Genomic DNA, 14,290 nt, shown 5'->3' on the forward strand with positions numbered 1-14,290 from the left:
AACGCAGAGGAAACATTTATGCTTCATAAGAAAAATACAGGACACAGAGCAATAACCCAAAAGGTATATTCAGAATTCTCTATGAACTTTTGCTGCACTAAAAAATCTCTGTGTACTCTGTGGTGTAATAGCTGTTTATTTTGATCAATAAAGGAGAAATTTCATGCCCAAGTTTTTTATAAATCGTCCCATCTTCGCAATAGTCATAGCCATCATGATCATGCTGGCAGGACTGCTGGCGATCAAGACTTTGCCGGTATCACAGTACCCTCCTATCGCACCGCCGCAGATTACCATTAATGCCGTGTATCCCGGGGCGTCGGCCCAGACAGTGCAGGACACCGTAACCCAGATCATAGAACAAAAGATGAACGGCATTGATAACCTGATCTACATGTCATCTGCCAGCGACTCTGCCGGTGCGGTGTCTATCAACCTGACCTTCAAGGCCGGGACCGACCCGAACATCGCCCAGGTGCAGGTGCAGAATAAACTGCAACTGGCCACGCCGCTTCTGCCTCAGATCGTGCAGCGGCAAGGTATTCAGGTGGTCAAATCCACCAGGAACTTTTTGATGATCGTCGGGCTCGTATCTGAAGACGGCTCCATGGACCGTAACGCGCTGACCGACTATATGGTCTCCAACCTTCAGGATATTATCAGTAGATTGGAAGGAGTAGGTGAACTTCAATTGTTCGGCACTCAGAACGCAATGCGGATCTGGCTGAATCCTGCCAAACTCAATAACTTTCACCTGACCACCAACGATGTGATTGCGGCGCTTCAATCCCAGAATGCCCAGGTCTCGGCGGGCCAGTTCGGCGGCACCCCAGCTGCTCCGGGTCAGCAACTCAACGCCACCATAACGGCCCGTACATTGCTGCAGACAACGGAGCAGTTCGATGCCATTATTCTGCGCACCAACAGCGATGGGTCCACGGTAAAACTCAAGGATGTGGCTGTGAGTAAGATTGGGACCGAAAGCTACGATATCGAATCTTTTTACAAAGGGAAGCCGGTAGGCGGCATGGCGATCAGGCTCGCAGCCGGGGCCAACGCACTTGAGACAGGTGATCGGGTGAAGGCCAAGATGGAGGAGCTTTCAAAATATTTTCCCGCAGGAATGAAAGTGGTATATCCCTATGACACCACACCCTTCGTCAGGATCTCCATAATGGAAGTGGTCGAGACACTGATCGAGGCGGTCTTTCTCGTTTTTATCATCATGTTCATATTTCTGCAGAACATCCGGGCCACACTGATCCCCACCATCGCAGTGCCGGTAGTGCTGTTAGGTACAATGGGTGTCCTGGCGGCTTCCGGTTTTTCCATCAACACCCTGACTATGTTTGCGCTGGTAATTGTCATCGGACTACTCGTGGACGACGCTATAGTCGTTGTCGAGAACGTGGAAAGGATCATGTCTGAGGAGGGCCTGTCGCCCCACGATGCCACTGTTAAGTCGATGGGGCAGATCACCAGCGCACTGTGGGGCATAGCCACAGTCCTGACTGCGGTTTTTTTGCCGATGGCTTTCTTTGGCGGTTCCACCGGCGTCATTTATCGTCAGTTCTCCATCACCATTATCTCCGCCATGATACTGTCGGTGATGGTTGCGATGATCCTGACCCCGGCGCTTTGCGCCACCCTGCTCAAGCCGATTGAAAAAGGGCATCACCTCGGTGAGACAGGCTGGTTCACGTGGTTCTTCCGCCGGTTCAATAAATTGTTTGACCGCAGCAGGGCGTTGTATGAGCGGATCGTCGGACGCTCTTTTGGCAAACAGAAACGCTATCTGATTTTGTATGGATGCATCGTGATCGCAATGGCATTCTTTTTCCTGCGTCTACCAACCGCATTTCTGCCGGATGAGGACCAGGGGTTCATCGTCTGCCAGATACAACTGCCTGCCGGAGCAACCCAGCAGCGGACCATACAGGTGATACGCCAGATCGAGAAGCATTTTATGGAGCAGGAAACCAAAACTGTGGATGCGATAATCACAGTGGCAGGCTTCAGCTTTGCCGGTCGCGGACAGAACATGGGAATAGCCTTTGTGAAACTGAAGGACTGGAAGCTGCGCGGCTCCGCTGATCTGAAGGCGCCGGCCATTGCCGGCCGGGCAATGATGGCATTCTCACATATCCGGGACGGTATGGCCTTTGCCTTCTCACCTCCGGCGGTTGTGGAGCTGGGGCAGGCAAACGGTTTCGATCTCCAACTGCAGGACCGCGGCGGCCTTGGCCATGAAAAACTCATGGAGGCGCGCAACCAGCTCCTGGGCATGGCAATGAAAAACCCGAAGCTGATCGCTGTGCGCCCAAACGGCCAGGACGATTCTCCCCAGTTCAAGCTGGATATCGATGATGTTCGGGCAGGCGCACTTGGTGTGTCCCTGACCGATGTCAACAGCGTTCTGTCCACTGCCTGGGGCAGCGCCTACGTCAACGACTTTATACAAAACGGCCGCGTCAAGAAGGTCTATCTGCAGGCAGACGCCAAATACCGGATGCTGCCGGAGGACATCAACAGTTGGTATGTCAGCAACAAAAGCGGTGAGATGGTGCCGTTCTCCGCATTCTCCACCGCCCACTGGCAGTACGGCTCCCCTCGTCTGGAGCGCTACAATGGAATTCCATCTATGGAGGTCATGGGGCAGGCAGCCCCCGGGGTGAGCACAGGTGAAGCGATGACCGAGATGGAGAAGATGGCCGCCCAACTGCCCGTCGGGATCGGTTACGAGTGGACAGGCCTCTCGTATGAAGAAAAAAATGCCGGGGCCCAGGCGCCGGCGCTCTACGCCATATCGCTTCTGGTGGTGTTTCTGTCCGTAGCGGCATTGTATGAGAGCTGGACCATCCCCTTTGTCAATCTGCTGATGCTGCCGCTTGGACTTGTGGGAGCGGTTACTGCTGTCACGCTGCGCGGACTGCCCAATGATATCTATTTACAGATCGGCCTGCTTACCACTGTGGGGCTTTCCACCAAGAACGCCATCCTGATCATTCAGTTTATTAAGGCGCAATTGCATCAGGGCCATGAACTGGTTGAGGCAACTCTCTCGGCAATAAAGATCAGGCTGCGTCCTGTCCTCATGACTTCACTGGCCTTCTTTTTCGGCACCCTGCCGCTGGCCCTGACACGTGGAGCAGGGGCCGCGGCACAGAACGCTATCGGCACAGCCGTTACAGGCGGACTGCTCTCAGCTACTTTCATCGACTTGATATTTATTCCATTCTTTTTTGTGTTAGTGTCACGGTTGTTTGGCCGGAGTAAACACAAACCGCAGGCAGCGCCTGCTGCTGCCGATGCTGCGGAGGGGAAGTGATATGAAAAGATGCTTGATTAACGATCTCAAATCAGTATGCACATCAGTAATGGGTTATTCGTCATTCCGGCTTGTCCGGAATCTTTCTTCGGAAGGATTCCCGACGCGCTTCGCTTGCGGGAATGACAGCAATGGGAAACATGGCACCGGACTCCGCGGAGCAGCCGTTGCTGTTGCCTTGCTTGTTCTTTGCGGCTGCACCATGGCCCCGAAATATACGCGCCCTGAAGCGCCTGTTCCGTCCGAATGGCCGGGCGGCCCGGCTTACAAGGACAGCGCAGCCAAACCGGGTGACCGGGCAATTGCCGACATCAAATGGCAGGAGTTTTTTATCGATAAACAACTGCAAAAGCTGATCGCCCTCGCGCTTGAAAACAACCGCGACCTGCGAATAGCCGCGCTCAACATTGAAAAGTCGCAGGAGCTGTATCGCATCCAGCGCGCCGATCTCTTCCCTACGGTCAACGCTGCCGGCAGCGCCGTGAGTGCGAGGACACCGGGAGTGCTCTCAGCCACCGGGAACGCTATAACAACACACCAGTACAGCGTCAACCTCGGGTTCAGCGCCTATGAACTCGATCTGTTCGGCCGCGTGAGGAGTCTTAAGGACCGGGCGCTGGAGCAATTTTTTGCTACCGAAGAAGCACGCCGCAGTGTACAGATCAGCCTGGTGGCCGAGGTGGCAAGCAACTACCTCACACTTGCAGCAGATAAAGAGCGCCTGAAAATCGCCAGAGACACCTTCGAGAGCCAGCAGGCATCATACAACCTTATCAAACGCCGCTTCGAAGCAGGGGCCTCGTCGGAACTCGATCTCCGCCAGGCACAGACGAGTGTTGATTCGGCCCGTCTGGATATTGCCCGCTTCACCAGCCAGGTGGCGCAGGACGAAAACGCACTGGCCCTCGTGACCGGCTCGCCTGTGCCGTCTGATCTCCAGCCGTCCGCGCTCAGCGAGATTACCGCACTGAAAGATTTCAGCGCGGGTCTGCCGTCCGAAGTATTGCAGCGCCGTCCCGACATTACGCAGGCCGAACACCTTCTCAAGTCTGCTAATGCAAACATCGGCGCGGCGCGCGCCGCGTTCTTCCCGCGCATCACACTCACGACGAGCATCGGTCTGTCAAGCGATGAACTGTCGGGACTCTTTGAGGGAGGGACCGGGACATGGATGTTTGCGCCGCAGATCACCCTGCCGATCTTCGATGCGGGACGAAACCTTGCCAACCTAAAAGTGACGGAAGCCGACCGTAAAATATTTTTGGCCCAGTATGAGAAAACGGTCCAGAGCGCCTTCAGGGAAGTGGCCGACGCCCTTGCGCAGCGCGGCACTCTTAGCGATCAAATGGAAGCGCAGCAGTCTCTTACAGACGCAACTGCCACAAGCTTCCGCTTATCTCAGGCGCGCTACGAAAAAGGCATAGCGAGCTATCTGAATGTCCTCGATTCGCAGCGCTCTCTCTACAGTGCGCAGCAGGGCCTGATCGCCGTCCGCCTTTCCCAACTCACCAATCTGGTGACACTCTACAAGGTGCTGGGCGGAGGCGCGGGAGAATGAGGTTTTGGGCAAATGTTGCAGCCGCTAATGATCGCAATCCCTTTTGATATAGATGAAAAAGTTCTTGCCTTGAAACTGATGATGTAACACAGAGAAGACTTGATCCGTATTGTAAATTACACAAGGAAGGCCGCGTTTCATTTTTAGCATACGGTCCAAAATGAGCCTGATAATTCAAAATGGACCGTCCATAACAAGCTAATCTTAATCTGTCTTGATCCTCCAAATTAAAAACTTTTTGATTTTACACGATATACCGATTTGGCATTTCCTTTGCATATATAATATCCGGAACTTCGCGTGAGATGACAGGGTAGTCAAAAAACATTGGCCCTTGCACTCATTCAAGAAGAAATATTCAATCAACCCATTTCTTGAAAAGGAGAAAAAAATGTTAGTACTCAAAAAGTCCTTTCCGCAAAATATTATCTTTCTGCTGGCCTTCGTCGTGGGAGTTGCCGGAATTGCAAACGCAAATCCACAGGCTGAGGGGGCGGAGCATTACCCGGGAAGATATGCATTAATCGCATGGAACGACCTCGGCATGCACTGTATGGACCATGATTATTCCGTCTTTGCAATACTGCCGCCATACAACAACCTCCATGCACAGCTCATGGACAAATTCACAGGCAAGCTGGTCAACTCTGGCGTTACCATTACTTATGAGGCGACTAAAGACACGAACGGTTCGATCAACAGCACCAGCATCGGCAAGACCAATTTCTGGGATTGGGTAGTAGCGCTGTTCGGAGTGTCCATGAGTCCCGACGTCGGGCTGGCAGGCAATCCGGTCCAGAGCCTGACTCCTGCGAAAATGACTTATGATACGGCAAATGGATACTGGAAAGCTGATGGGGTCCCTTCTACTCCATACGATGATAATGGCAATGCAAACTATTACCCGATGGTGAAGGTCATAGCAAAAGACCGCTACGGCCGTATACTTGCAACCACCAGAACGGTCCTGCCTGTAAGCGATGAGATGACCTGCGTGCATTGCCACGCATCCGGCGATGGTGACCCTATGGCCCAGCCCTCGCCTGACTGGGTGTATGATCCAGATCCCGGTAAGGATTGGAAGAGAAATATCCTTCTGCTGCATGACAACAAGAACATAAACAATGCCACATATCAGCAGGCGCTTCAGAACAAAGGTTACAGCGCAGACGGTCTTCTGGCAACATCGGACTCTGGCAAGCCCATATTGTGCGCCGGTTGTCATTCATCGAATGCTTTGGGAACACCGGGTTTCACGGGAGTAAAACCCTTGACCGAAGCTATTCACTCATGGCATGGGACAATGGCGATGGACGATAACACCGGAATGCCTATGGACCAGACAACTGACAGGAGCGTCTGTTATTATTGCCATCCAGGTTCGACCACACAGTGCCTTAGGGGTGTCATGGGCACAGCAAAGGACCCGGACGGCAATCCGCTGCTGCAATGCACAAGCTGCCATGGCTCTATGTGCAATGTAGGCGCGCCCGGAAGGGCAGGCTGGACAGACCTTCCGAGGTGCCAGAACTGTCACTATTGGTCTGACGCCACCAGAAGTTATGTGCGTGACACCAGTGTCTTTGACCAGTCAGGCAACTTCAGGCAGACGGCGAGTATTTTCTCAAGCGGAACAAACCTCTACAAAGTCGGCTCCGGAGCCGGCGGACACGGCAATGTGCAGTGCGAAGCCTGTCATGGATCGACTCACGCAGAGTATACGACGTCGGAGCCCAATGATAACGTACAGAGTTTGCGGATCCAGGGACACACCGGGACCATTTCCGAATGCTCTGCCTGTCACATACGGCCTTTACCTGTAACAAGCAACGGCGGCCCGCATGGTCTCCACACTATTGGACAAATGTGGGTGCGTACCCACGGCTTGTTTGCAAAGAAAGACCTCTCACATTGCAACCAATGTCATGGCTCAGACCTTAAAGGAACACCGTTGTCCAAGGCTTTTACCAGGCGGACTTTATTCTCGTATGGCAAGTACAAAATTTTCGCTCAGGGACACGCGGTCAGTTGCGACGATTGTCACTACGGAAAACGGAGACTAAAGCTGTAGCTATCAAAAAAAACAATCCTGCAGGATTAAAATTTTAACCCCGTTAAGAAAATCTTTAACGGGGTTTTGTTTTCATGAATGCGGCCCGGTTTATTGCTTGATTATCGTGGTTGCCTCAGCGCCTTTCGGAAGCAGCATATTGACCACCACTCTGGCAGTAGAAGCTCCGGCGTTGACGGCTGAGTGCAGGTTGCCGGGGGCCTCAGTCCAGCTCTCTCCGGCCTTTATTGTCTTTTCGCTGCCCTTCTCTTTGATGGTTATCTCACCCTGCAGCACTATTACGAGAACGTACCCGCCATGCATATGTTCCGGGAAACCCGCCCCTGGCGGGAAGTCTATTATGAGGGTCATCTGATCATATTCTCCACCCGGAAGAGTGACCGGCATCTTGGCCTGATAGGTTGTGGCCGGGCCCGGTGTGGTGGGTTGGTTTCCTTTCTCTTCAGCTGCTGCCACGGTAACAAAGAGAAGCCCCATGAGGGCGATAAATAAAAGTTGCTTTAGAGTTTTCATTGTGCACCTCCTGATTTTCTGTCTTCAAAATAAATTATAGGGCATTTTCGAAATATGTCAAAAAATATTTCCTGCCCCGTGACCTGACCCTATGCCTTCACGCAGTCTCCCATTCCGGATTCCACACCACTTCCCACAAATGCCCATCCGGGTCCTGAAAATAACCTGAATAACCGCCCCAGAAAGCATCCGCTGCAGGCTTGATCATCATTGCCCCGGCTTTTTCCGCCTGCTTCATTACCTCGTCAACTTCTTTCCTGCTATTTACGTTGTGACCGATGGTAAATTCAGTGCTGCTTGGCGGCTGAAGAGGAATAGTTGAGTCACGGGCAATACTCTTTCGGGGCCAGAGGGCCAGCTTCACACCGTTTTGCAGATCAAAGAACGCGACTGCACCGTATTCAAATTCTTCCCCGATAATTCCCCCGGTCGGCAGGCCGAGCCCGTCACGATAAAATTCAAGCGACTTTTGCAGATCGTCCACTCCTATTGTAACCACCGTAATTCTCGGTTTCATAATTTGTCCTCCATAAACTAATTTCCCTTCTTAAGCCGTTTACGGCGCGCGAGTTCTGCCTCAGTTGGATTATCCAGCGCAAACGATCCGGTTTTGATCTCTCCCGCACGTTTGTATGTGGCTATGATGACTCCGGTGGTTGACGTCTTGCTCTCAAGGAGTTCGAATCCGGACGGGATGGCGCCCTCGCCAAAGATTCGCTTGCCTGTGCCGATGACAGCAGGAAAGATCTTCAACCGCAGCTCATCAATGAGATCGTGTTTCAGAAGTGTCTGGATAAGATCGCTGCTGCCATGCACCTGCAATTCAGGCCCATCCTGTTGTTTAAGCTTTATAATTTCCTGCGGAACATTGTTCCTGATAAGCGTGGAGTTCGCCCAGTCAAGTTTCTCAAGCGTTGTCGATGCAACGTATTTTTTCGCGCTGTTCAGCTTGTCCGCGAGCGGGTCATCTTTAATATACGGCCAGTGAGCTGCGAATATCTCATAGGTCTTGCGGCCAAGCAGAAGATCAAACGGTTTTGCCATTTGCTCATCCATGACCCTGCCCATGAAATCATCCCAGTACCCGGCCACCCATCCGCCATACTTAAAGCCGCCGGTGGGGTCCTCTTCTGGACCGCCGGGGGCCTGCATTACGCCGTCAAGTGTTATAAAAGACAGTACAACAAGTTTCCTCATATTATTTTCCTCCCTCTTTCCTACAGTAATATCAAATTATTTGCATTTTGCATAGTGTTTATTAACCCATATTATTCATAAATCCAGAGAAGGTGTGGCGAAAAAACATATTGTGCGATACCTTAGCGAATATAGAAAAAATACACTCTGTAATTTCAAGATTCATGCGTACCATTATAAAATCCTATCGCTTTCAAGATGTTTTTGAGTCATGCCTTCTCTGCTGTAAATTTATGAATAATGTGGGTTAAGGACCGAAATTATCGGGCATTAATATCAGCGGAGCACATTCTTATGACCCCGTTGACTACGTCTCTTTTTCGTGATACAAAAAAAACAGGTCGTTGAATCAATTCAACAAGAATGCGCTATGGTTACGGATACACGGTCCACTGATGAATTGACAATACATTCTTTGCGGAAGACGTTGGCGCCGTACGCACAACCCCGGACCTGCGGCAGGCGGTCCTGCAAATGATCAACACCTTTGTTCCCTACGTTGCATTGTGGGTTCTCCTTATCTACATGGTGGAGCACGGGTATCATTTTGTATGGATCTCTTCGCTCATTTTTCTCGCATCCCTTTTTCTGGTGCGCATTTTCATTATTTTTCACGACTGCGCACACAATTCTTTTTTTGCCTCACTGCGGGCAAATACGGTCCTTGGGTATGTGTCAGGCATATTTACTTTTACCCCGTTTAAATACTGGCAGCACAATCACCTCGTCCATCACGGCACTTATGCTGACCTTGATCACAGGGGGGTCGGAGATATCTGGACATTGACCGTTGACGAGTACCTCGCGGAATCAAGGAGGAAGCAGCTGGCCTACAGGCTTTATCGCCATCCTTTGGTTTTCCTCGGGATCGGCCCAGGGTACTCTTTTCTGATAACCCAGCGATACCTGCATCACTGGAAAGGGAAGAATGAACGTTACAGTGCAGTAGTTACCAATCTGGCTATTTTAGCGGTCATCTCAGCAGCCTTCCTGACGATAGGGTTACGGATCTATCTGCTGATCCAGCTGCCGGTAATCCTGATTGCCGGGGCCGTCGGCGTGTGGCTGTTCTATGTCCAGCATCAGTTCGAGGGGGTGTACTGGTCCCGTCATGAGAATTGGGACCCGGTAAAGGCCGCCCTGAAAGGGAGTTCATACTACAAACTGCCCAAGGTGCTCCAATGGTTCTCCGGCAATATCGGGTTGCATCATGTCCACCATGTTCTGCCGCGAATTCCCAATTATAAACTGCAGCAGTGCTACGATGAATCTCCGGTAATGCATACCGTGATGCCGCTGAGTCTCCGCAAGAGCCTCAGGTCGTTCTCGCTGAATTTATGGGATGAGACGCAGCAGAAGATGGTGAGTTTCAAGTCCCTGAAGTCGCCGGCGCGGTAACGTGCCCGAATCTATTTCCAGTGCGCCTGCGCCGCCCACTCGTGAAGCTTTATCAGCCTGATGCCGTAATTTTTTCCCAGCGCGTCGATATCTGCATTGTAACCGACACGGTCAAACCATTCCAGCATGATTGCAAAATCTTCGCTCCACTTTCTAACCTCTTCAATGGGCTGCCTCACAAACTCAACCTTCTTGCCAATTGCCCTGCCGAGAATTTCAGCAACTTTCGGCATTGAATGCTGATCTCCGGCTATGTCGAGGGCAACGCCGTTCATCTTCTCATGCTGCTCAAATGCAAGCAGTACAAATTTCCCTATGTCTTCGACCGCGTTCATTTGCAGCACAGTGTCCGGCTTTAACGCGACGATCAGCTTACCCTCCATCAGGCCCGGCTTGAATGACGGGGAGAGGAAATTTTCCATAAAAAAAGCGGGACGTATAATTGTGTATGAAGGAAAAGCGAGCTCCCGTATCTTCTCCTCGATGCGCCATTTGTTGTCAAAATGCGGAATGCCGGTGTTGCGATGCGCCGATCCAACCGACGAGTAAACAAAATGCATAACACCTTTTTCCCTGGCGAGCGCGGCAAAACGTTTTCCCTGCTCCTCTTCACGCACAACACCAGCTTCCCATGTATTCTGAACGGAGTATACCCCCCACACGTCTTTCAGCGCGCGCTCCAGCGACCCATCGTCATCAAAATCTCCCTGAAAAACCTGTGCCCCCATCGATGAGAGCGCCCTTGCTTTTTCACTCTGAGGGTTTCGGGTGATCACCCTGATGCGATACCCTTTCGACAACAGTTGACGCGCCGCAGCGCCTCCCTGTCTTCCCGTTGCCCCGGTTACCAGAATAATATCTTTAGTCCTGTCCATAATGCCTCCTGATAAGTTGATGCTGAAGTTCTTTTGTAAAAACTATATCACAGGATTCAGGGCTGTCAATAACGCTTTGAATTTGAAGGATGAGAGACACTTGGCTCCGTCCCTGAACCCGCAAAAGTCTCAAGTCGTTTTCTTTGAATTTGTGGGATGAGAAACTGCAGAAGCTTCTTATGCACCCCACGGCAGTGAATGCAGTTTGCTCTTTAATAACTTCCTGTCAATAATTTTTGTTTTATATGTAGCAACCTTAACTGAGGTCAAGGCCTTACTGATGGCTATACGAACGACCTCTTCATCCTTTGATTTGCAGAGAATTAAACCAACCGACGGGTTTTCTTCATCGAGCTTCAGCTTCTCATTAAGCGCATCCAGATAAAATTGCATCTTGCCCGCATACTCAGGCTTAAACTTGCCGATCTTCAACTCTATTGCTACGAGACATCTATATTGTCTGTGATAAAACAAAAGGTCAACATTGTAGTCCTCATTGCCGACTGTTATTTTGTATTCTTCTCCGACAAAGGCCAGATGGCTGCCGAATTCAAGAAAGAACTCTTTCAGGTTCGTAACGATTGCACGCCGCAGGTCATGCTCCGCAAAACAATCTTTTAATCCAAGGAAGTCAAAAATATACTCATCCTTCAAGTGAGTCATTTGGTTCTTTTCCTTTGAGTGTGGGACCAGCTTATTGGTCTTTCTGGAAAGCATAGATCGTTCATAGAGTGAAGAATTGATCTGCCTTTCAAGTTCACGTCGAGACCATCTCTCAGTGATACAGGTCTTTAAATAAAATTCATTTTCCTCTACAGAATCCGTTTGATGTACAATAACTAAATTATGAGACCAGGACAATTCTGCAACCAGTGGTTGCAGTTTTTGCTTATCTTTGTATTTTTCAAATATTTTCTTCATCTCCCATAAATTTCTACTCGAAAATCCCTTCATATCAGGGAACTCTTTCTGAAGGTCCTGTGACAGAGTTTCCACGATGCCCTGTCCCCATTTTGAAACTTCTACCTTTTCATAAATGCTTTCTCCTATGCTGAGGTACAATTCAACTAATTGTCTGTTAACTGTCTTGTATGCCTTCTGCCTTGCAGTTATGATCTCATCTTTCAACCTGCCCAGAAATTTCTTATAGGCATTCTTTTTTATTGAGCTCCTTTTTTCAGCCATGTATTCTCCTTTCCCCTATTCATTGAATTCGGACGTCTTATTGGCATTTATTAAAAGCGGACGTCTCACGTTTATCATCGCAAATAGAACGGCGGATATAGGTTAATGCGATTAATGCAAATTGAAAAACTGCAACCATAGTCCCCGTAATGAAAGTGATTATAACATACTGAAATGCAGTACGTGGAATCGAAGAAAACGGCAAAAGACTCAAGTGCTTAGTTTGAAGTTGTGGGATGAGAAACAGCATGGGCTTTGTGAGTTTTAAATCGTTGATGGAGCTGGGCGGTAAACTGACTATCCCCTTTAACACAGAAGAAAAAAGGTCTTGTCTTTAACAGGTATAAGTATTATCATTAATAAATTTTCTTCAGGATGGGAATGAGTGAATGGATACAATGCATATTGTTTTAAAAGGGATAAACTATGAAGATAGAGTCTCATGATCAAAATATAGGAACTCTTTTATCCTCAGGCTACTATAGAATTCCTCGTTTTCAGAGGCCTTATTCATGGGAACATGAACACATACAAGACTTCTGGAATGATATCATCCAAGACGCTCCCAGTGACTGTTTTATAGGCTCAATGGTTGTATATGAATTTGGGAAACAGCATTTCGGTGTTGTGGATGGTCAACAACGACTAACTACTATTACCATACTGTTGTGTGTGCTAAGGAACACGCTAGATTCGCTCGGCTTCAAGAATTTAGCTCATGGTGTTAACGGGTTAATCGAACGGAAGAATATTAACAATCAGGATGAATTTATTCTTACAACTGAAACTTCATATCCATACTTTCAGGATCATATACAGAAATGGGGGAAACCTGATGTATCGATTACCCCACTTGATGAGGAAAAAAATTTAAAGAGTGCATATCAGAAGTTGGAAGAGTTAGTTTCAGGTGCAGTGAAAAGTATTGAATCAGATACAACATTATCGTCTGTCAAAATAAAACAAAAGATCGAAAACTCTCTTGTTGCAATTCGAGATGCATTGTTAGATTTAAAAATCATTCTGGTAATGTTGGACAATGAGGATGACGCATATATAATCTTTGAGACCTTAAATACGCGAGGTAAAGATCTTAGCCTTACCGATCTGGTTAAAAATCATCTCACAAAGCACCTCAAGGCGAAAAGTGCATCTGTCGATCAGACAAAAATAAAATGGGAGAAGATACTTGAAACGATAGAGGGGTCATCAGAGGATCTGGATACCGATTCATTCATTCACCATTTCTGGCTTTCTAAATATGATTATCTTCCTTCAAAGAAGTTATTTAAAGTTTTAAAAAAGACTATTACTAAGGCACAAGCTAAAGATTTCCTCAATGAACTGTATAGGAATGCAGTTTTTTATCGGGCTATTCACGAGACTTCATTCGACAAGTGGGCTAAAGACCAGAAAAGGATTCGCGAAGCCCTCGATGCACTCATGTTATTTAAAGTTAGGCAGCAAACTCCATGTGTTCTATCTCTTGTCCGTGCATTTAAAGATGGTAAGATCAAGCAAAATCATTTGGAGGAAGCATTAGTTGCCGTTGAAAAATTCCATTTTCTGTTTACCGCGACCACGTCCCAACGCTCGTCAGGGGGAATTTCAGGGATGTATGCGGCATTAGGCAGACGAATTTCTGAGTCAAAAAAATCAGATGACGCTTACAGAGTTATTCGTGATCTAAAAAAGAAACTACGCAGTCGTGTCCCGTCGTTAGATGAAGTCAAAGCCGTTTTTTCAGATATTATTTACACGAATAAATTTTCAAAGAATAGGAAATTAATGAGGTATATGCTCATTAATTTTGATAGACAGATAAATACGGGGGTGACGATTGATTATGACCATATGACGATTGAGCATCTTTTACCTCAAAGTGTCATTGGATCTGATGGATTTACAGATTCAACTATAGGTCAAATTGGTAATCTCATTCTCGTTTCAGAAAAGTTAAACGCTAAGTTAAAAGGGAAATCGTTTATTGAAAAGAAGAGGGTACTAATAGCAGAGAAGTTTATACTTGAACCGGAATTGTCTGTTGCGACAACATGGTCTGTTAATGATATCATTAACAGAAGCAAACATCTTGCAGAAGTGGCCTACAATAAAGTCTGGAAGATATAGATGTACCAGACGCTATTTGCGGTTACAAAGGAACT

At 48.6% G+C, this 14,290-nt stretch carries 10 protein-coding genes; 5 read left to right on the plus strand and 5 right to left on the minus strand.

Annotated features, from left to right (window positions below):
* Positions 1-163 precede the first annotated feature (163 nt).
* From HZB61_14310 to HZB61_14320, 3 genes are all read left to right on the plus strand, one after another.
* Complete coding sequence (locus tag HZB61_14310) at positions 164-3,328, plus strand: efflux RND transporter permease subunit (GenBank protein MBI5057782.1); 3,165 nt, start codon at positions 164-166, stop codon at positions 3,326-3,328.
* Between the two features lie 49 nt (positions 3,329-3,377).
* Positions 3,378-4,886, plus strand: a complete 1,509-nt coding sequence (gene adeC, locus HZB61_14315; protein ID MBI5057783.1) for an AdeC/AdeK/OprM family multidrug efflux complex outer membrane factor — start codon at positions 3,378-3,380, stop codon at positions 4,884-4,886.
* A 553-nt stretch (positions 4,887-5,439) separates the two neighbouring features.
* A complete protein-coding gene (locus HZB61_14320; GenBank protein MBI5057784.1) occupies positions 5,440-6,957 on the plus strand; it encodes a cytochrome C in 1,518 nt (505 codons plus the stop codon).
* A 90-nt stretch (positions 6,958-7,047) separates the two neighbouring features.
* Here HZB61_14320 and HZB61_14325 read toward each other — a convergent pair whose 3' ends face one another.
* The 3 genes from HZB61_14325 to HZB61_14335 form a co-directional block, all read right to left on the minus strand.
* Positions 7,048-7,470: a cupin domain-containing protein gene (locus tag HZB61_14325; GenBank protein MBI5057785.1), complete on the minus strand. Its 423-nt coding sequence runs from the start codon at positions 7,468-7,470 to the stop codon at positions 7,048-7,050.
* Between the two features lie 97 nt (positions 7,471-7,567).
* Positions 7,568-7,987 carry a VOC family protein gene (locus HZB61_14330; GenBank protein ID MBI5057786.1) on the minus strand — a complete coding sequence of 140 codons (420 nt, stop codon included), beginning with the start codon at positions 7,985-7,987 and terminating at the stop codon, positions 7,568-7,570.
* 17 nt (positions 7,988-8,004) lie between these two features.
* Positions 8,005-8,667 carry a dihydrofolate reductase family protein gene (locus HZB61_14335; GenBank protein ID MBI5057787.1) on the minus strand — a complete coding sequence of 221 codons (663 nt, stop codon included), beginning with the start codon at positions 8,665-8,667 and terminating at the stop codon, positions 8,005-8,007.
* 474 nt (positions 8,668-9,141) lie between these two features.
* Between HZB61_14335 and HZB61_14340 the strand changes: the two genes are divergently transcribed.
* Complete coding sequence (locus HZB61_14340; protein ID MBI5057788.1) at positions 9,142-10,065, plus strand: fatty acid desaturase; 924 nt, start codon at positions 9,142-9,144, stop codon at positions 10,063-10,065.
* Positions 10,066-10,076: 11 nt separating this feature from the next.
* Here the strand turns inward: HZB61_14340 and HZB61_14345 are convergent, their stop codons facing one another.
* Positions 10,077-10,940, minus strand: coding sequence for an NmrA/HSCARG family protein (locus HZB61_14345; GenBank protein ID MBI5057789.1), 864 nt, complete (start codon positions 10,938-10,940; stop codon positions 10,077-10,079).
* 177 nt (positions 10,941-11,117) lie between these two features.
* Positions 11,118-12,125, minus strand: a complete 1,008-nt coding sequence (locus HZB61_14350; GenBank protein MBI5057790.1) for a DUF1016 domain-containing protein — start codon at positions 12,123-12,125, stop codon at positions 11,118-11,120.
* 426 nt (positions 12,126-12,551) lie between these two features.
* Here HZB61_14350 and HZB61_14355 point away from each other — a divergent pair, with 426 nt between their 5' ends.
* Entirely contained in the window at positions 12,552-14,255 is a 1,704-nt protein-coding gene (locus HZB61_14355; protein ID MBI5057791.1) for a DUF262 domain-containing protein, read from the plus strand.
* Positions 14,256-14,290: the final 35 nt, after the last annotated feature.

It is taken from the genome of Nitrospirota bacterium, from assembly GCA_016214845.1.
Lineage (GTDB): Bacteria > Nitrospirota > Thermodesulfovibrionia > UBA6902 > UBA6902 > SURF-23.

What these genes read in the sequence shown, in the direction of transcription:
- HZB61_14310 (MBI5057782.1), top strand. Translation starts at nt 164, where the DNA reads ATGCCCAAGTTTTTTATAAATCGTCCCATCTTCGCAATAGTCATAGCC.
- adeC (MBI5057783.1), top strand. Translation starts at nt 3,378, where the DNA reads ATGGGTTATTCGTCATTCCGGCTTGTCCGGAATCTTTCTTCGGAAGGA.
- HZB61_14320 (MBI5057784.1), top strand. Translation starts at nt 5,440, where the DNA reads ATGGACCATGATTATTCCGTCTTTGCAATACTGCCGCCATACAACAAC.
- HZB61_14325 (MBI5057785.1), bottom strand. Translation starts at nt 7,470, where the DNA reads ATGAAAACTCTAAAGCAACTTTTATTTATCGCCCTCATGGGGCTTCTC.
- HZB61_14330 (MBI5057786.1), bottom strand. Translation starts at nt 7,987, where the DNA reads ATGAAACCGAGAATTACGGTGGTTACAATAGGAGTGGACGATCTGCAA.
- HZB61_14335 (MBI5057787.1), bottom strand. Translation starts at nt 8,667, where the DNA reads ATGAGGAAACTTGTTGTACTGTCTTTTATAACACTTGACGGCGTAATG.
- HZB61_14340 (MBI5057788.1), top strand. Translation starts at nt 9,142, where the DNA reads ATGATCAACACCTTTGTTCCCTACGTTGCATTGTGGGTTCTCCTTATC.
- HZB61_14345 (MBI5057789.1), bottom strand. Translation starts at nt 10,940, where the DNA reads ATGGACAGGACTAAAGATATTATTCTGGTAACCGGGGCAACGGGAAGA.
- HZB61_14350 (MBI5057790.1), bottom strand. Translation starts at nt 12,125, where the DNA reads ATGGCTGAAAAAAGGAGCTCAATAAAAAAGAATGCCTATAAGAAATTT.
- HZB61_14355 (MBI5057791.1), top strand. Translation starts at nt 12,552, where the DNA reads ATGAAGATAGAGTCTCATGATCAAAATATAGGAACTCTTTTATCCTCA.